This is a genomic window from Acidovorax sp. GW821-FHT09A11 (genome assembly GCF_059418365.1).
Map to the genome: position 1 here is coordinate 77,018 of NZ_JBWKPS010000010.1, position 17,158 is coordinate 94,175.

Genomic DNA, 17,158 nt, shown 5'->3' on the forward strand with positions numbered 1-17,158 from the left:
ATTCCCGTCGAGCCGGCTCATCTCCTGAGCCGGTTTCTTTTTTCCAGATGCGCCCAGGCGCACCTCCCTGTGGGGAGTCTTTAGGTCAGGTCACCCATGTCTGATTTAAGTCTTCAACTGCAGCAGGCCGCAAGCCAACTACCAGTTTCAAGCTACTTTGACGATGCGCTGTTCCAGCGCGAGCTGGAGTCCATCTTCCAGCGCGGGCCCCGCTATGTGGGGCATCAACTGTCCGTGCCGAACGTCGGCGACTACTACGCACTGCCCCAGGAGGGCGAGGGCCGCGCCCTGGTGCGCAACGCCCAGGGCGGGGTCGAGCTCGTCTCCAACGTCTGCCGCCACCGCCAGGCCGTCATGCTCAAGGGCAAGGGCTCGCTGCACACCCAGCAAAAGGGCAGCGCGGGCGGCAACATCGTGTGCCCCCTGCACCGCTGGACCTACAGCCCCCAGGGCGAGCTGCTGGGCGCCCCGCACTTCGCGAACGACCCCTGCCTGAACCTGAACAACTACAAGCTGCGCGAGTGGAACGGCCTGCTGTTCGAGGACAACGGCTACGACGTGGCCGCCGACCTCGCCCAGATGGGCCCGCGCGCCGACCTGGACTTCGAGGGCTACGTGCTCGACCACGTGGAGCTGCACGAGTGCAACTACAACTGGAAGACCTTCATCGAGGTCTATCTGGAGGACTACCACGTGGGGCCCTTCCACCCGGGCCTGGGCAGCTTCGTGACCTGCGAGGACCTGCGCTGGGAGTTCGGCAAGAACTACTCGGTGCAGACCGTGGGCGTGGCCAACCGCCTGGGCAAGGCCGGCAGCCCCGTGTACGAGCGCTGGCATGAGGCCCTGCTCGCCTTCCGGGAGGGCAAGCCGCCCAAGCACGGAGCCATCTGGCTCACGCTGTACCCCCACATCATGGTGGAGTGGTACCCGCATGTGCTCACCGTGTCCACGCTGCACCCCGTCAGCCCCACCAAGACGCTGAACATGGTGGAGTTCTACTACCCCGAGGAGATCGCCGCCTTCGAGCGCGAATTCGTCGAGGCGCAGAAGGCCGCCTACATGGAGACCTGCATCGAGGACGACGAGATCGGCGAACGCATGGACGCCGGCCGCAAGGCCCTGCTGGCCCGTGGCGACAACGAAGTGGGCCCTTACCAAAGCCCCATGGAAGACGGCATGCAGCACTTCCACGAGTGGTACCGCGAGGCGATGGGCTCGGACACCATCGACCCGGCAACGCCAAAACGCTGAATACGGCGGCAAAACCCCGCCAATCCGCAGGCCCACCATGGTCTGCTCTCATTACAATAGCTGCCAGTGCTTAAAAAATAAGCGCTGGCAGCTATTTTCATTTCTGCGCCCCACGGCGCGCCTCGAGAGACCACAACCCGATGCAAGCCCTCTGGATGGTGTTGGCCGCGTTCCTGTTTGCCAGCATGGGCGTGTGCGTCAAGATCGCGTCGGACTTTTTCAACTCGGCCGAGCTGGTGTGCTACCGGGGCCTGATCGGCATGTTCATCCTGTGGCTGCTGGCGCGCTCGCAAAAGGTGACGCTGGCGACGCAATACCCCGGCATGCACGCCTGGCGCAGCCTGGTGGGCGTGACCTCGCTCGGAGCCTGGTTCTTCGCCATTGCCCACCTGCCCCTGGCCACGGCCATGACGCTCAACTACATGAGCAGCGTGTGGATCGCCGCCTTCCTGATCGGGGGCACGCTGCTGGCCTGGCGCCCCTCGCCAGCCACCCCGCGCCCGGCCCTGCAAGGCCCGCTGGTGCTCACCGTGCTGGTCGGTTTTGTGGGCGTGGTGCTGATGCTGCGCCCCAGCCTGGACCAGAACCAGGCCTTTGCCGGCCTGATCGGGCTGATGTCGGGCCTGACGGCTGCGTTTGCCTATATGCAGGTGGTGGCGCTGTCGCGCTTGGGCGAGCCCGAGTCGCGCACCGTCTTCTACTTCGCCGTCGGCTCGGCGGTGGCGGGCGGCGTGGCCATGCTGTTCACCGGCACCTCGGCCTGGCCGGGCTGGCAGGCGCTGTGGCTGCTGCCCATCGGCGTGCTGGCCGCGGGCGGCCAGCTGTGCATGACCAAGGCCTACGCCAGCGCCAAGACCCAGCGCGGCACGCTGGTGGTGGCCAATCTGCAGTATTCGGGGATCGTGTTCGCCGCCGTCTACAGCGTGCTGCTGTTTGGCGACAAGATTCCGCCCATCGGCTGGATCGGCATGGCCCTCATCGTGGGCAGCGGCATCGTGGCCACCATCCTGCGGGCCCGCGCCGCGCCCGGTGCGCCGGCCGAAGAACATTGATACGAAGTGGGCATGCCATCGGCTTTCCAACTGGACACAATGGAGCCCGTCTTTCCCTTCGCACCGGACCGCACCCCATGACCTACACGACCCTCATCTCCGCCCCCGAACTGCAAGCCCTGGCCGCCAGCGGCGCGCCGCTGATGGTGTTCGACTGCAGCTTCGACCTGATGCATCCCAGCGCGGGCGCCCAGCAGTACGCGCAGGCCCACCTTTCCGGCGCCGTGTACGCCGACCTCAACAACGACCTGAGCGCCAGGCACGGCGCGCCCGGCGCCGGCGGCACGCTCACCGCGCAGGAAGCCGACCTGCCCGCGTCCGGCGGCCGCCACCCGCTGCCCAGCCGCGAACGGTTTGCCATGTGGCTGTCCAGCGTGGGCTTCGCCAACAACATGCAGGCCGTCGTGTACGACCGCCAGGGTGCCAACTACTGCGGCCGGCTGTGGTGGATGCTCAAGTGGGCGGGCCACGATGCCGCGGCCGTCCTCGATGGCGGCCTGCAGGCCTGGCAGGCCGCGGGCGGCCCGGTGGCCAGCGGCGAGGAACCCGCGCGCTTTCAGTCCAACTTCCAGCTGGGCGAACCCCTGCGCCGGCTGGCCACGGCCGCCGACGTGCTGACCCGGCTGCGGCAGCCCGGCCAGACCGTGATCGACGCCCGTGCAGGTGCCCGCTACCGGGGCGAGGTGGAGCCGCTGGACCCCGTGGCCGGCCACATTCCAGGCGCGCTGAACCGCCCATTTGCCGAAAACATCGGCGCGGATGGCCGCTTCAAGCCTGCTGACGTGCTGCGCTCTGAATTTGAAGCGCTGCTAGGCGGCCGTGACCCCGCCACCGTGGTGCACCAGTGCGGCAGCGGCGTGAGCGCCGTGCCCAATCTGCTGGGCATGGAGATAGCCGGCCTCGGCCCGACAGCATTGTTTGCTGGCAGCTGGAGCGAGTGGTGTTCAGACCCCACGCGCCCGGTCGAAAAAGGCTGATCCAGCGTCCAGCACCGCAGCGCAGGTTGTAAAAGTGCAAAAAAGATGGTTTTGAGGGTGCTATCAAAACCATGAACAGAAGTGGGCAGCCTGGGCCCACTGCCACAGCAGCGACCACCGCCTGAAATGCCAGCCTGCACCTGATGTGCGTGTAGGGCAAATTCCTACGCAGCCCACCGCAGAACCAGACACGCGGCACAGCCAAACCCCGACTTAATTTTTGATTGGGGCGGTTTCACAATCCATTTCAACGGATCGCGAAAACCTGCAAACAGCAGGCCACCACGCAAGACCCGGAACTGGAACAAAGGAAGCCGCCATGACCAACGAACAACTCCTCGCTGAAATCCGCGAAGCCAACCTCACTTACCTGATGCTGGCCCAGACCCTGATTCGCCAGGACAAGGCAGAGGCCGTGTTCCGCTTGGGCATGAACGAGGAGTCTGCCGATATTCTCGCATCGCTGTCGGCGGCGCAAGTGATGAAACTGGCCTCCAGAAACACGCTTCTTTGCAGCTTCCGCGTGGACGACAACCTGGTGTGGAGCCTGCTCACCAACCACTCGGCCAAGAAGGTGGGCAACGAGGCCACCAACACGCTGCACGCCAACATCCTGATGGCCAGCCGCGTGTCCGAAGTGCTCTGAGCCCACCGCCAGACCTTTGCACCGAACGCCCTCCATCTCTCTCGCCGAAAGCCCGCCATGTCCTCCACCACCGCCGCCAAAGCCCCAGCCAAGAGCGTTCTGAACGAATCCAAGCAGATCGAACGCGCCGCCATGCTGATCCAGATGGGCGCCCGCATGCAGGTGCTGGAGTCGGAAACCACGCTGTCGTACGAGCGCCTGATCCGCCTGTACAAGGAAATCGCGGGCAAGTCGCCATCGAAGGGCCAGCTGCCCTTCTCCACCGACTGGTTCCTGACCTGGCAGGAGAACATCCACAGCTCGCTGTTTTTGAACATCTACGAATACCTGTCCAAGGGCGTGGACCTGGATTCGGTGGAGCTGCTGACCAAGGCCTACCGCCTGTACAACGAACAGGTGGCCACGGCCGAGATCGAACCCCTGCTGTCGTTCACCCGCGCCTGGCGTCTGGTGAAATTCGTGGATGCCGGCATGCTCACCCGCACCAAGTGCGCCCAGTGCAGCGGCCAGTTCGTGACCGAGCTGTACGAGAACCGCCATTTCACCTGCGGCCTGTGCAACCCACCCGCCCGCGCTGGCAAGAGCAAGACGGCCGGTGCACTGATGCTGCATTAAGTACATCCCCCTGAGCGGCTTTGCCGCCTCCCCCTTCTCTCGAATCGCTACGCGATTCGGGAAAGGGGACGATGCCCTCGCTGCGGGGCGGCCCTTGCTTGGCATCCCTGGCAGGGGGAAGGCAGCGCCAGTTCGTAAGGCTCGCCCGGTCGGGTCGAGCGTTCAAGAATCCAAGTCAAATTGGCACTTTGCGCTTATAAAACAAGCGCGAGCAGCTATCAAATTAATATCAAATCCGGCTGAGGCCTGCGAGCGCCCTGCTACCTCCCGGCCAGCAGCGCCCGCACGTTTTCATCCATGGGCACCGCATAGTTGTGCGCCGCCACCACGGTGTTGCCCACTGGGTTCACCAGCTTGAGGCTGATGTACACCACCGACGTGGACACCGCGTACGTGCCCACCACCACCGCCTGCGCGTCCTGGGCCTGGCTCACCTCGCGCACCTCGCGCGACAGCAGCAGCTCGCCCTGGTCGCGCTGCAGCAGCAGGTTCTCGCGCAGTTTCACCTCGGTCACCTTCAGGCCCCGGTGCACCATGCGGCCCGCGATCTGCTCGGAGAAGATGCGGCCCAGCCGCGACGATTCGGTGAGCCGGTCCACACTGACCAGCGTGGCCACCAGCACGGGCTGGTTGGCGTCCAGCGGTGCGGTCTGCAGCAGCGCATCGGTGGCGCGTTCATTCAGCTCGATGAGGTTGCTGCGCGATACTCCGCCCGCCCGGTCGCCGTAGTAGTAGCTGTGCATGGGGTTGGTGGTCGCGCAGCCTTGCAGGCCCGCCAGCGCAAAAGCGGCGGCCGCCCACCAGCTGGCGGCGCGTGCGCCCCGGGGAGCTTGTTGCGGCGTCCACAGCCCCTTCATGGCGCCACCACCCGCCAGGTCTTGACGGGCGTCATCGGTGCAGGCGCGGGCGGCCGCTCGGGCTGATACAGCACCGCGTCGGCCCCCTCGATGTAGTACAGATCGGCCGTGCCGGCCAGGTACCGGTCGCGCGATTTGAGCGTGGACGTGATCAGCACCTCCGTGCGCGTGGGGCCGCCCGCAGCGGCGCCCTGGGTGTAGAGCTGGGCCATGTCCAGCGCCACCCCCGCCCCCACGCCCAGGGCCGTGGCCACACCCGGCAACAGGGTGCGGTCGGAATAGTGCACCGCCCAGTCGCGCCACACGCCCACGCCAGTGCCGATGATGGTGCCGGCCATGGGCACGGGCAGGCCGCGCGGCGAGCCAGACCCGTGCTGCACCAGTTGCGTCTGCACCTCCAGCTCCACCGCCGTGGGCACCGTGGACACCGCCACGCCCCGGTTCAGCAGGTGCACCTTGAGCAGCTTGAGAAAGCTCTGGTTGAAACTGGAGTTGTCCGCCACCGTGACGTACAACGGGTATTCGCCCTCGGGCCAGGATGCGATCTTTTCGGCCACGCGCCCGGCCACATCGCCCGCCAGCACATCCCAGTGGTGCACGGCACGGGCTTTCTTCTGGCCTGTGGCGGGATAGTTGTCGGCACGCGGCACGTCCAGCGTGCCGCAGCCGACCAGCAGCGCTGCGCACAGCAAGGCTGCTGCGGCGGCCGGAATGCGGTGAAGGAAGGATGGCATGTGGGCCATGGTACTGGCGCCCGCCTGCTGCAATCGGCGCAACAAGGCCGTTTTTCCCGGTCAAAGCGGCCGTTTCAGCCCTTGGAGCCGCCCGCACGAACCTTCACAATCAGCCCATTCATACCAACACTCCGTCACGACCATGCTCACCACAACCCGCACCCACCGCCTCGCGTCCTTGATGGCCCTCACTGCGGCTCTGGCGGGCTGCGGCGGCGCCACGGACAAGGACAACAACACGGCCGCCCCGCCGCCGCCCGCGAGCGCGCCCGTCACGCTGCATTTCGTGCAGCCCGCCGAGAACGTGCTCGAACCCGGCGCATCCGAGCCGCTGGCGGCCGACGTTACCGTCAACGGCGGCGCAGCCCCCAACGGCACGGTGGTCACCTTTACTGTCAGCCCCTCCGCAGCCGCCACCTTCTCCCCCGTGGCGCCCACCACCGTGGCCAGCGTGGCCAGCACCACGCTCACCGTGAGCAGCCTGCCGCCCAGCGCCACCTTCCAGGTCAGCGCCACGGCCACCAGCAGCGCCAACACGGCGGGCGACAGCCTCACGTACTACGTGCGCCCCACCCACAAAAACCTGCAGGTGCTGGTGCCCGCGTATTTCAGCGCCAGCGGCACCTCGTCGCCCTGGGCCACCCTCACCAGCGGCGCAGCCAGCTACCCGGACGTGCAGATCACCGCCGTGGCCAGCGCCAGCGACGGCGTGCTGACTGCGGACTCCGAGGTTGACGACGACCTGCTTACGGCCATCAAAGACTTCAAGGCCGTGGCGGGCACTACCAACAAAGTCGTCGCCTACGTGGCCACCTCGGGCAGCGGCGGGTCGCGCTCGGTGGCCGACGTGAAGGCCACCATCGACAACTACATCCGCCTCTACCCCGACCAGCTCGACGGCTTCTTCCTGGACGGCATGGCCACCGACAGCGCACGGCTGGCGTACTTTCAGGACGTCTACAACTACGCCAAGGCCCGGGCCTCGGGCATGAGCAAAGGCGCCACGCCGCCCAACGCGCCCACCGTGATCGGCAACCCAGGCACCTACCCCGTAGCGGCCTATGCGGGTGTGGCCGACACGTTGGTCACCTACGCAGGCAATGCCGCCGCCTACCAGGCCACAGACCCCCAGCCCGCCAGCACCTGGGTCTACGCCAAGGACAACACCGCCCAGGCCATGCTGGTTCACACCGCCAGCACCTGCACCGACATGCAGGCCGCCGTGAAGCACGCCCACCGGCCCCGCCTGAACACCGGCATGGTCTATGCCACCAACCTGGCCATCGGCGCCTCGTGGTCGTCACTGCCCACCTACTGGCAGCAGCTGCTGGGCACGGTGGATGCACTCAACAAGAAGCGCCCGCTGCCGCTGTGCTGATGCCACCGGGCAGGGCGCCGAACCCTGCCACACAGGCACCGCTGGCGGGTCGCCGGGCAAACCACCTGCCAGAGCGTGCGAACCGCAGCATCCCGCCGCCGACACGCTGCATGTCAGCCCGACCTACAACCCAGCAGGCCCGAGTCCCATCACAATCCGCGCATGATGACCGAGCCCACCCCTGCATCCCCGCCCGCACCCGCTGCCGAGCCGCCACAGCCAGACAGCCCCGCCGCTGACGCAGCCCCGACCTTGCCCCCCCACGCGCCTGCGGCGGACGGCCCCGCACCAGTGGCCCAAGTGGCCGAAGCGGCCCCACCCGCCAAAGCCAGGTCAACCCAAGACAGCCCCCCACCGCCTGCGCAGCTGCCAAGCGGCGCGCCCGCAGCCACCGCACCCCTCACCGGCCCGCTCATGCTCCACATGCCCGTGGACGTGCGCAACCTCTCGCTCGCGCTGCTGGCCCTGTTTGCCGGCGTGGCGCTGCTGCACTGGGCCAGCGCCGTGTTCATCCCCATCATGCTCAGCCTGCTGCTCACCACGGCGCTGCGGCCCGCCGTCGAGCTCCTGCGGCGCTGCCACGTGCCGCGCTGGCTGGGCGCGGGCGTGCTGCTCATCGCCATCGTCTTCGGGCTGGCGAGCGCCGCCTGGTCGCTGAGCGACGGGGCCGCGCAGCTCGTCGACTCGCTGCCCGTGGCCGCCAAGAAGGTGCGCGACAGCATCAAGGCGCGCGCAGGCACCAGCAGCCCGCTCGACACCGTGCAGAAGGCCGCCACGCAGATCGAGCAGGCCGCCAACGAAAACAGCGCCGCCAGCCCCACCCGGCGGGGCGTGCAGCGCGTGGTGGTGGAACGCCCTCCGTTCAACATCCGCGACTACCTGTGGAGCGGCACCATGGGGCTGATGTCGGCCCTGGGCCAGCTCACCGTGGTGGTCTTCCTCACCTTCTTCGCGCTGGCCTCCGGCAACCTGTTTCGCAACAAGCTGCTGCGCATCGCGGGCACCAGCCTGGAACGGCGCAAGGTCACCATCCACGTGCTGGAAGACATCACCAACCAGATCCAGCGCTACCTGCTGGTGCAGGTGCTCACCAGCGCCCTGGTGGGCGTGGCCACGGGCCTGGCCTACTGGGCCCTGGGCCTGGAGAACGCGGCCGTGTGGGGCGTGGTGGCCGGGGTGCTCAACCTCGCGCCCTACATCGGCTCGGCCCTGGTCACCGGCGCATCGGCCCTGGTGGCCTTCCTGCAGTTCGGCACCCTGGACATGGCGCTGGCCATCGGCGGCGCGTCGCTGGTCATCCATACCCTGGTGGGCAACCTGCTCACGCCCTGGCTCACCAGCCGCACCAGCAGCATGAGCCCCGTGGCCGTGTTCGTCAGCGTGCTGGCCTGGGGCTGGCTGTGGGGCCTGTGGGGCCTGCTGCTGGGCATCCCGGTGATGATGGCCGTCAAGGCGGTGTGCGACCGGGTGGAGGATCTGAAGGCGGTGGGGGAGTTGCTGGGGGACTGAGGTCCAGGCGCTGCTGCACGAACGCGGGAAGCTCGTCTGCAGGCACCGCCCGGCTGAAATACCAGCCCTGCACCTCCAGGTCCATGGTCCGGGGCAGCCGTTGCAGCTGCTCGGCGGTCTCGACCCCTTCCACCACGATGCCGCAGCCCAGCCCCTGGCAGAAGTTGAGCAGGCCTTCCAGCACCCGCCCTCCCTGCGCCTGCGCGCTGGCGAGCACGAAGCTGCGGTCGATCTTGATCGTATCGACCTCGAAGGCATGCAGGTAGCTCAGGGATGAGTAGCCGGTGCCAAAATCGTCGATGGAGACCTTCGCGCCCACCGCGTGCACACGGGCGATGGCGTTGCGCATTCCGAAGACATCCGCGGCCAGGGCATCCTCGGTCAGCTCGATGCTGATGCAGCCGGCCGCTGGCGCGATCAAGTCCACCAGACGGATGCAGTGCTCCTGCGACATGAGCGTGGGGCCCGTGATGTTGATGGAAATGGGCAGCTCGAAGCCCGCGTTGCGCCAGCGCCGGTACTGCCGCAGCGCCGCAGCCGCCACCCACAGGTCCACGTCCTTCATCAGGCCCGCCTCGGACAGCCAGGCCAGGAACGCCCCGGGAGGCTGGACGCGGCCCCGGGAATCGCGGGCCCGCAGCAAGGCCTCGCAGCCCGTGCACCGGCCGGTGCGCAGCGACACCTGGGGCTGGTACTCCAGGAAGAATTCGTAGTCCCCCATGCGGCGCACCTGGGCCAGCAGTTCCTCGCGGCGTGCCTGGCCTTGTTGCGCGACCACCACGGGATCGCGCGCATAGAGGCTGCCCTCCTCCTGCAGGCGGGTGAAGGTGGTGTCCAGCCCGGGCAGGTGCACGGTGGTTTCGTTGTGGCGCTCCAGCGAGCGCACCGCAGGCCCATACAGGCAGGCGCCGAGCAGCACCAGCGCCAGCTGCAGGGCCACCGCGCCCCAGTCGCCCTGGGTGCTGACATAGGCATTGAAGACGACCGGCGCATTGAGCGGCATGGGCATGCTGGCCACGGCCACCCAGCCCGCCTGCACGGCCGCCAGCGCCAGGCAGGCATTGAGGGCGGGGACGGCCAGGAACGGCAGCAGCATGCGCAGGTTCAGGATCAGCGGGATGCCGAAGAGCAGCAGCTCGTTCACGTTCAGCATCGCCATCGGCAGGCTCGCCAGCGCGAGCAGGCGCAGGCCGGGGCTGCGGGCGCGCCACAGCACGGCCAGCACCAGCGACAAGGTTCCGCCTGAGCCGCCGATGAAGGCAAATGCCCCCAGCAGGCCCGCGTTCAGGGGATGCTGCGGCACCTGATCGGCCAACAGGGCCTGGGCGTTCCAGCCCACGGCCTGGTCCAGGGACTGGAACAGCGGCTGCAGCGCGTGGTAGCCATGGATGCCAAAAAACCACAGCAGCGAATTCAGGCCCGTGAGCAATACGGCGTTGAGATAGGACTGATCGGGGTTGGCCACATCGATGGGCAGGCGCCAGTGCACCAGCCCCTCCCACTGCTGCAGCAAGGCCAGAACGACCACCAGCAGCGCGGTGGTGGCGATGCCGGGAACCACCATGTTCATGGCGTCCTCCACGTTCTCGCTGACCTGGGCCATGCGCGCGACCCGCAGCCCGCGCACCCGCATCAGCCAGGCCATCAGCGGCACGGTGACAAGCGGGGCGGCAATCGCGATGAACAGCACCAGCGTGGCCGCCGCCCGCGGATGACCGCGCAGCAGGTAGGCGGCGAGCGCGGCATGGACGAAACACAGAAAGGCCACCGGCAAGCGTGGCAACCGGTGGCGGATGGCCAGCATGTAGCCGATGGAGGCGGTGATCAGCAGCGGCAGGATGCGGCTGATCTCCCCGTGCAGGTCCGCCAGCAAGTCGGCCACGGAGGCCGGCAGGCCCAGCATGCGCGCCAGCACCGACAGCACCAGCAGGACGGCCGACACCATCAGGCACGGCAGGACCCAGAGCAGCCCTTCGCGAATGGCACGCATCGCGTCGGCCCTCGCCACGGCCTCCAGCCGCCGGGACAGTAACAGCCGCCAGAACGCAAGATCAATGCCCAAGCCATGCCTCCCACCCTGAAGCGACCGCGAGGATGCCGCCTGGAGCCTGCCCGGCAGCCCCCAGATTCCCCGCACCCGTCCGAAGAGGCGGCCGGCGATCTGCCCGCGTGTCCTCTCCCCCCTGGGCCCATGCTATCGGGCCTGCCCGCATCTTGCAAAGGGCGCCACCGCGGCCCCCAGGGAAGCCGACGACCTCAGCCCGTGTTGCGCAGCCCCGCAGCGATCCCGTTGATCGAGATGTGAATCCCCGTCTGCACCCGCTCATCCCCCTGCCCCGCGCGCCAGCGGCGCACCAGTTCCACCTGCAGGTGGTGCAGCGGGTCGATGTACGGAAAGCGATGCTTGATGGAGCGGGCCAGCGCCGCGTTGTGCGTGAGGCGCTGCTTGTCGCCCGTGATGCGCGTGAGCGCCTCGGCCGTGCGGTGCCATTCGGCCTCGATGCTGGTGAACACCTTCTTGCGCAGGCGCGCGTCTGTCACGAGTTCGCTGTAGCGCGAGGCCAGCGCCAGGTCGCTCTTGGCCAGCACCATGTCCATGTTGGACAGCAGCGTGCGGAAGAACGGCCATTGGCGGTACATCTTTTGCAGCAGGGCCAGCTGGGTCTTGGGGTCCTTGCCTTCCAGGTTCACGAACGCATCGACCGCCGAGCCAAAGCCGTACCAGCCGGGCAGCGTCAAACGGCACTGGCCCCAGCTGAAGCCCCAGGGGATGGCGCGCAGGTCTTCGATCTTCTGGCTGGCCTTGCGGCTGGCGGGGCGCGAGCCGATGTTCAGTTCGGCGATCTCGCGGATCGGCGTGGAGTTGAAGAAGTATTCGGTGAAGCCCGGGGTGTCGTACACCAGCGCGCGGTAGCTGCCCATGCTGGCCAGCGAGAGCTGCGCGGCGGCGTCCAAGAACGCCTTGGTGGCGGGCTTGGTGGGCTGCAGCAGCGTGGCTTCGAGCGTGGCAGCCACCAGGGTTTCCAGGTTGCGTCGGCCGATCTCGGGGTTGGCATATTTGGAGGCGATGACTTCGCCCTGCTCGGTAAGGCGGATCTGGCCGCGCACGGTGCCGGGGGGTTGCGCCAGGATGGCCTGGTAGCTCGGGCCGCCGCCCCGGCCCACGGTGCCGCCCCGGCCGTGGAACATGCGCAGCTGGATGCCATGGCTGGTGGCGAGTTCGTCGAAGAGTTCGACGAGGGCGATCTCGGCGCGGTACAGCTCCCAGTTGCTGGTGAAGATGCCGCCGTCCTTGTTGCTGTCGCTGTAGCCCAGCATGATGTCCTGCTCGCCGCCACTGCGCTGCACCAGGGCGGCCACGCCGGGCAGCGCATAGAACTCGCGCATGATGGGCGCGGCATTGCGCAGGTCTTCGATGGTTTCGAACAGGGGCACCACGATGAGGTGGTTGCGCGACTCGGCATCGAGCGTGCCGTTCATCAGGCCCACTTCCTTCTGCAAGAGCAGCACTTCGAGCAAATCGCTCACCGTTTCGGTGTGGCTGATGATGTAGTGGCGGATGGCCTCGTGGCCGAAGCGCTCGCGCATCACGCGGGCGGTTTCGAAGATGGCCAGTTCGCCCTTTGCGTGTGCGGAATACTCAGCGCCCACCACGCGCAGCGGGCGCGCGTCGTTCAGCAGCTTGATGAGCAGCGCGCGCTTGGCGGCTTCCTGCAAGCCCGCGTAGTGGGGCTCGATGCGCGCCTTGGCCAGCAGTTCGGCCACCACCTCCTCGTGCTTGTCGGAGCTTTGGCGCAGGTCCACCGTGGCCAGGTGGAAGCCGAACACCTGCACGGCGCGGATCAGGGGGTGCAGGCGTTCGCCCGCCAGGGCCTCGCCATGGTGCGATTGCAGCGAGGCTTCGATCACCCGCAGGTCGGCCAGGAACTCCTCGGCGCTGCCGTAGGGGTTCTGCGGCACCACCGCATGGCGCGCGGCTTCGCCGCCGGTCAGTTCCTTGAGCGAGGCCGCCAGGCGGGCGTAGATGCCCGTGAGCGCGCGGCGGTAGGGCTCGTCCTGGCGGTGTTCGTTGGTGTCGGGCGAGCGCAGGGCCAGGGCCTCCATCTCGGCGGACACCTGCACCAGGCGCGCCGACAGCGACAGCTCGCCGCCCAGGTAGTGCACCTCGGTCAGGTAGTGGCGCAGGGCCACCTCGGCCTGCCGGCCCAGTGCGTATTGCAGGGTCTGCGCGGTGACGTTGGGATTGCCGTCGCGGTCGCCGCCGATCCACTGGCCCATGCGCAGAAAGCTGTGCACGGGGTACTGGCCCAGCTCGTTCTCCAGGTCGGCGTAGATCTTGGGGATCTCGCGCAGGAAGGTGGCCTCGTAATAAGAGAGCGCGTTTTCGATCTCGTCGGCCACGGTGAGCTTGCTGTAGCGCAAGAGGCGCGTCTGCCACAGCTGGGCCACACGGGCGCGCAGCAGGGCTTCGTTGGCGGCCAGTTCGCGCGGGGTGAGCGCGTCCTTGGCGCTGTTGTACAGCTGGGCACGCACCTGGATGTCGTCGCGCACGGCCAGCAGCTGGGCAATGTCGCGCTCGGCATCCAGAATGCTCTTGCGCTGCACTTCGGTAGGGTGGGCCGTGAGCACCGGGGCCACGTAGCTGCCCGCCAGCGTCTGCGAAATCGTCTTGGGAGCGATACCCGCCCAGCGCAGGCGCGACAGGGCCACCTCGATGCTGCCCTCCTGCGTGTCCCCCGCGCGCTCGTGCACGGCGCGGCGGCGGATGTGGTGGCGGTCTTCGGCCAGGTTGGCCAGGTGGCTGAAGTAGGTGAAGGCGCGGATCACGCTCACCGTCTGGTCGCCCGAGAGCGACTTGAGCAGCTTCTTGAGCGCGCGGTCGGCCTCCTGATCGGCATCGCGGCGGAACGCCACCGACAGCTTGCGCACCTGCTCCACCAGCTCATACGCGGCCACGCCCTCCTGCTCCCGGATCACGTCGCCCAGAATGCGGCCGAGCAGGCGGATGTCGTCAATCAGGGGCTGGTCCTTGTCGGATCGTTTCATGCGGTGGTCTCCGGAATGGGATGGGGGGATCGCCGGCGCCGTCCGCCCGGCATGCCCCCGGGCCGCACCAGCCCCAGTGCGGGCGCATGCTAGCATCGCCCGCCCCTGAATGATTACAAACAGGTTACGAACTTGAGCATGCCCCAGACACCCCTCACCATCGTCATTGCCACGCGCGAAAGCCGTCTCGCCCTGTGGCAGGCCGAGCATGTACAGGCCCTTTTGCGCGCACGAGGCCACACGGTGGAGCTGCTGGGCATGACGACCAAGGGCGACCAGATCCTGGACCGGTCGCTGAGCAAGGTGGGCGGCAAGGGTCTGTTCGTGAAAGAGCTGGAGGTGGCGCTGGAAGAAGGCCGCGCGCACATCGCCGTGCACTCGCTCAAGGATGTGCCCATGGAGCTGCCCGAGGGTTTTGCCCTGGCCTGCGTGATGGAGCGCGAAGACCCGCGCGATGCGTTTGTCTCGCCCAACTACCCGAACATTGATGCCCTGCCCCAGGGCGCGGTGGTGGGCACCTCCAGCCTGCGCCGCCAGGTGCTGCTGCAGGCCCTGCGGCCCGACCTGAGGATCGAGCCGCTGCGCGGCAACCTGGACACGCGCCTGCGCAAGCTGGACGAAGGCCAGTACGACGCCATCGTGCTGGCGGCGGCGGGCCTGAAACGCCTGGGGCTCGCCTCCCGCATCCGCGCCACGTTCGAGCCCACGGCCATGCTGCCCGCGGCGGGCCAGGGCGCGCTGGGCATCGAGGTGCGCAGCGACCGGCAAGACCTGATCGACGCGCTGGCGCCGCTGGCCCACCAGCCCACCTGGCTGACCGTGGCCGCCGAGCGCGCCGTGAGCCGCGCCATGGGCGGCAGCTGCTCGATGCCGCTGGCGGCGCACGGCACGCTGGCCGCCGGCGTGCTGCAGCTCGATGCCGCCTGGGGCGACCCGGACGGCCAGGCCCCGCTGGTGCGCGCGCAGGCCAGCGCCCCCGTCGGCACACTGGCGCAGGCCGAAGCGCTGGGCGACGCGATTGCCCAGCGCCTGCGCGCGGGCGGCGCACGGGGCGCGGACCCCGCCAGCCTCCCACAACCCTGAGGCGCCCATGCCCTCGCCCCGGGTGATCGTCACGCGGCCCGCCCGCGAGGCCGCGCACTGGGTGGAGATGCTGGGCGCGCACGGCATCGGCGCCGTGGCGCTGCCGCTCATCGCCATCGGCCCCTGCCGCGACCCCGCTGCGCAGCAGGCGCTCGCCCGGGCCAGGGCCCACCTTGCGCAGTACCGCGCCCTGATGTTTGTCAGTGGCAATGCCGTGGCCCATTTTTTTGGATCCAGTAGGCCTCCAGCGCTGGATGGACAAGCGCTGGCAGCTATCAAAACAAGAGCATGGTCACCCGGCCCCGGCACGGCGCGCGCGCTGGAGCAGGCCGGCGTGCCCTCGGCCTGCATCGACAGTCCGGCGTCCGATGCGCCGCAGTTCGACTCGGAAGCGCTGTGGCAGCAGGTGGCCGCGCAGGTACGGCCCGGCGACCGTGTGCTGATCGTGCGCGGAAGATCCGGCAGCGTGCCTGAATCCGCCCAGGGCAGCGGCCGCGACTGGCTGGCCCGTCAGATCGAGGCAGCGGGCGGCACGGTGGAGTTTGTGGTGGCCTACCAACGCGGCGCGCCCCGCTTTTCAGCGCACGAGGTGGCGCTGGCGCAACAGGCGGCGCACGATGGTTCCCTCTGGCTGCTGAGCAGTTCCGAAGCCGTGGCCCACCTGGCCGAGGCCCTGCCCGGCCAGCCCTGGGGCGCCGCGCGGGCGCTGGCCACGCACCCGCGCATCGCCGAGGCGGCCCGTGCGGCGGGCTTTGGCGCCGTGCGGGAATGCCGTCCGGCCCTGGAAGACGTGGTGGCCTCGATAGAATCGGCGGCATGAGTTCCGTGCCCCCCAACGATCTGCCCCCTGCACCCGCCGCAGCCCCCGTGGCGGCGCCCGTGGGCGCACCCGCAGCGGGCCCCGCGCCTTCGCACGCCGCGCCGGCACCCGCTCCCGGCCGGGGCGGCGCCGTGATGCTGCTGCTGGGCACCGTGGCGGCGGCGGCACTGGTCAGCAGCGGCCTGCTGTGGCAAAAACTCAGCTCCATCCAGGAGCAGCTCGCCCGGCAGTCTGCGGACTCGGGTGCGCAGGCGATCGAGGCCCGCACCATGGCCCGCCAGGCCGAAGAGCTGGTGCGTGAGACCGCCGCCCGCCTGTCGGTGGCCGAGGCGCGGGTGAGCGAGGTGGCGCTGCAGCGCAGCCAGCTCGAAGAACTCATGCAGAGCCTCTCGCGCTCGCGCGACGAGAATCTGGTGGTGGACATCGAATCCGCCATCCGCCTCGCGCAGCAGCAGGCTCAGCTCACCGGCAGCCTGGAGCCGCTGGTGGCCGCGCTGAAAAGCGCCAACCTGCGCATCGAGCGCGCCGCCCAGCCCCGGCTGGCGCCCGTGCAGCGCGCCATCGGCCGCGACCTGGACCGCCTGACCCGCGCCACCGTCACCGACACCGCCGGCCTGCTGGCCCGCCTGGACGACCTGGTGCGCCAGGTGGACGAGCTGCCCGTGCTCAATGCGGTGGCCCAGGCCGCCGCCACGCGGCGCCTGTCGGCCGCGCCCCCGGCGCCGGGCGGCATGCCGGCCTCCACCGGCGGCATGGCCTGGTGGCAGGCCGCGCTGCAGCGCAGCTGGGAAGTGGTGCGCGACGAGGCCCGGGGGCTGGTGCGGGTGAGCCGCATCGACCAGCCCGAGGCGATCCTTCTGGCGCCCGAACAGACCTTCTTCCTGCGCGAGAACCTCAAGCTCAAGCTGCTCAACGCCCGCCTGGGCGTGCTCGCGCGCCAGTTCGACTCGGCCCGGGCCGACCTGGCCGCCGCCACCGTGGCGCTGAACAAGTACTTCGACCCGGCCTCGCGGCGCACGCAGAACGCGGCCAGCACGCTGCAGACGGCCCAGGCCAGCATGAAGGCGGCCGAGCAGCCGCGCCTGGACGAAACCCTGTCCGCGCTGGCCACTGCCGCAGCGGGAAGGTAAATGAATCACCCCCCGAGTCGCTTCGCGCCTTCCCCCTCTCCTGCGGGAGGGGGACGCCAC

Annotated in this window: 14 protein-coding genes; 10 read left to right on the forward strand and 4 right to left on the reverse strand. The window is 68.6% G+C overall.

Going from position 1 to position 17,158, the window contains the following annotated elements; all coding sequences use genetic code 11:
* The first annotated feature begins 96 nt into the window (after window positions 1–96).
* The 5 genes from AC07PV_RS21070 (at window position 97) to flhC (ending at window position 4,541) form a co-directional block, all read left to right on the forward strand.
* Window positions 97–1,251, forward strand: a complete 1,155-nt coding sequence (locus AC07PV_RS21070; RefSeq protein ID WP_218293762.1) for an aromatic ring-hydroxylating oxygenase subunit alpha — start codon at window positions 97–99, stop codon at window positions 1,249–1,251.
* A gap of 140 nt (window positions 1,252–1,391) precedes the next feature.
* Window positions 1,392–2,303: a DMT family transporter gene (locus tag AC07PV_RS21075; RefSeq protein ID WP_218293761.1), complete on the forward strand. Its 912-nt coding sequence runs from the start codon at window positions 1,392–1,394 to the stop codon at window positions 2,301–2,303.
* A 77-nt stretch (window positions 2,304–2,380) separates the two neighbouring features.
* Window positions 2,381–3,280, forward strand: a complete 900-nt coding sequence (locus AC07PV_RS21080) for a sulfurtransferase (RefSeq protein ID WP_494631229.1) — start codon at window positions 2,381–2,383, stop codon at window positions 3,278–3,280.
* A gap of 319 nt (window positions 3,281–3,599) precedes the next feature.
* Window positions 3,600–3,926 (forward strand): flagellar transcriptional regulator FlhD, encoded by a 327-nt coding sequence (gene flhD / locus AC07PV_RS21085; protein WP_008902803.1) that lies wholly within the window; start codon window positions 3,600–3,602, stop codon window positions 3,924–3,926.
* Window positions 3,927–3,983: 57 nt separating this feature from the next.
* Complete coding sequence (gene flhC / locus AC07PV_RS21090) at window positions 3,984–4,541, forward strand: flagellar transcriptional regulator FlhC (RefSeq protein ID WP_218293757.1); 558 nt, start codon at window positions 3,984–3,986, stop codon at window positions 4,539–4,541.
* A 260-nt stretch (window positions 4,542–4,801) separates the two neighbouring features.
* Here flhC and AC07PV_RS21095 read toward each other — a convergent pair whose 3' ends face one another.
* Entirely contained in the window at window positions 4,802–5,398 is a 597-nt protein-coding gene (locus tag AC07PV_RS21095; RefSeq protein WP_494631230.1) for a FlgO family outer membrane protein, read from the reverse strand.
* Window positions 5,395–6,132: a hypothetical protein gene (locus tag AC07PV_RS21100; protein WP_228899943.1), complete on the reverse strand. Its 738-nt coding sequence runs from the start codon at window positions 6,130–6,132 to the stop codon at window positions 5,395–5,397. Before AC07PV_RS21100 ends, AC07PV_RS21095 begins: the two co-directional genes overlap by 4 nt.
* A 142-nt stretch (window positions 6,133–6,274) precedes the next feature.
* Between AC07PV_RS21100 and AC07PV_RS21105 the strand changes: the two genes are divergently transcribed.
* Both AC07PV_RS21105 and AC07PV_RS21110 read left to right on the forward strand, forming a co-directional pair.
* A complete protein-coding gene (locus AC07PV_RS21105; protein WP_218341677.1) occupies window positions 6,275–7,510 on the forward strand; it encodes a spherulation-specific family 4 protein in 1,236 nt (411 codons plus the stop codon).
* Between the two features lie 165 nt (window positions 7,511–7,675).
* Entirely contained in the window at window positions 7,676–9,019 is a 1,344-nt protein-coding gene (locus AC07PV_RS21110; protein WP_494631231.1) for an AI-2E family transporter, read from the forward strand.
* Here the strand turns inward: AC07PV_RS21110 and AC07PV_RS21115 are convergent.
* Complete coding sequence (locus tag AC07PV_RS21115) at window positions 8,958–11,009, reverse strand: EAL domain-containing protein (protein WP_494631271.1); 2,052 nt, start codon at window positions 11,007–11,009, stop codon at window positions 8,958–8,960. The two genes, AC07PV_RS21110 and AC07PV_RS21115, sit on opposite strands and share 62 nt — an antisense overlap.
* Window positions 11,010–11,275: 266 nt before the next feature.
* Window positions 11,276–14,065: a phosphoenolpyruvate carboxylase gene (gene ppc, locus AC07PV_RS21120; protein ID WP_218293753.1), complete on the reverse strand. Its 2,790-nt coding sequence runs from the start codon at window positions 14,063–14,065 to the stop codon at window positions 11,276–11,278.
* A 138-nt stretch (window positions 14,066–14,203) separates the two neighbouring features.
* On the opposite strand from ppc, the gene hemC reads away from it, so the two are divergent.
* From hemC to AC07PV_RS21135, 3 genes are read left to right on the forward strand one after another with little or no spacing between them, the layout of a single operon-like run.
* Complete coding sequence (hemC, locus tag AC07PV_RS21125) at window positions 14,204–15,148, forward strand: hydroxymethylbilane synthase (RefSeq protein ID WP_218293751.1); 945 nt, start codon at window positions 14,204–14,206, stop codon at window positions 15,146–15,148.
* 7 nt (window positions 15,149–15,155) lie between these two features.
* Window positions 15,156–15,968: a uroporphyrinogen-III synthase gene (locus tag AC07PV_RS21130; RefSeq protein ID WP_494631232.1), complete on the forward strand. Its 813-nt coding sequence runs from the start codon at window positions 15,156–15,158 to the stop codon at window positions 15,966–15,968.
* The gene (locus AC07PV_RS21135) at window positions 15,965–17,098 is read left to right on the forward strand and encodes a uroporphyrinogen-III C-methyltransferase (protein ID WP_494631233.1); all 1,134 of its coding nucleotides are present in this window, start codon (window positions 15,965–15,967) and stop codon (window positions 17,096–17,098) included. The genes AC07PV_RS21130 and AC07PV_RS21135 overlap by 4 nt, the downstream gene beginning before the upstream one ends.
* The last annotated feature ends 60 nt before the right edge of the window (window positions 17,099–17,158 follow it).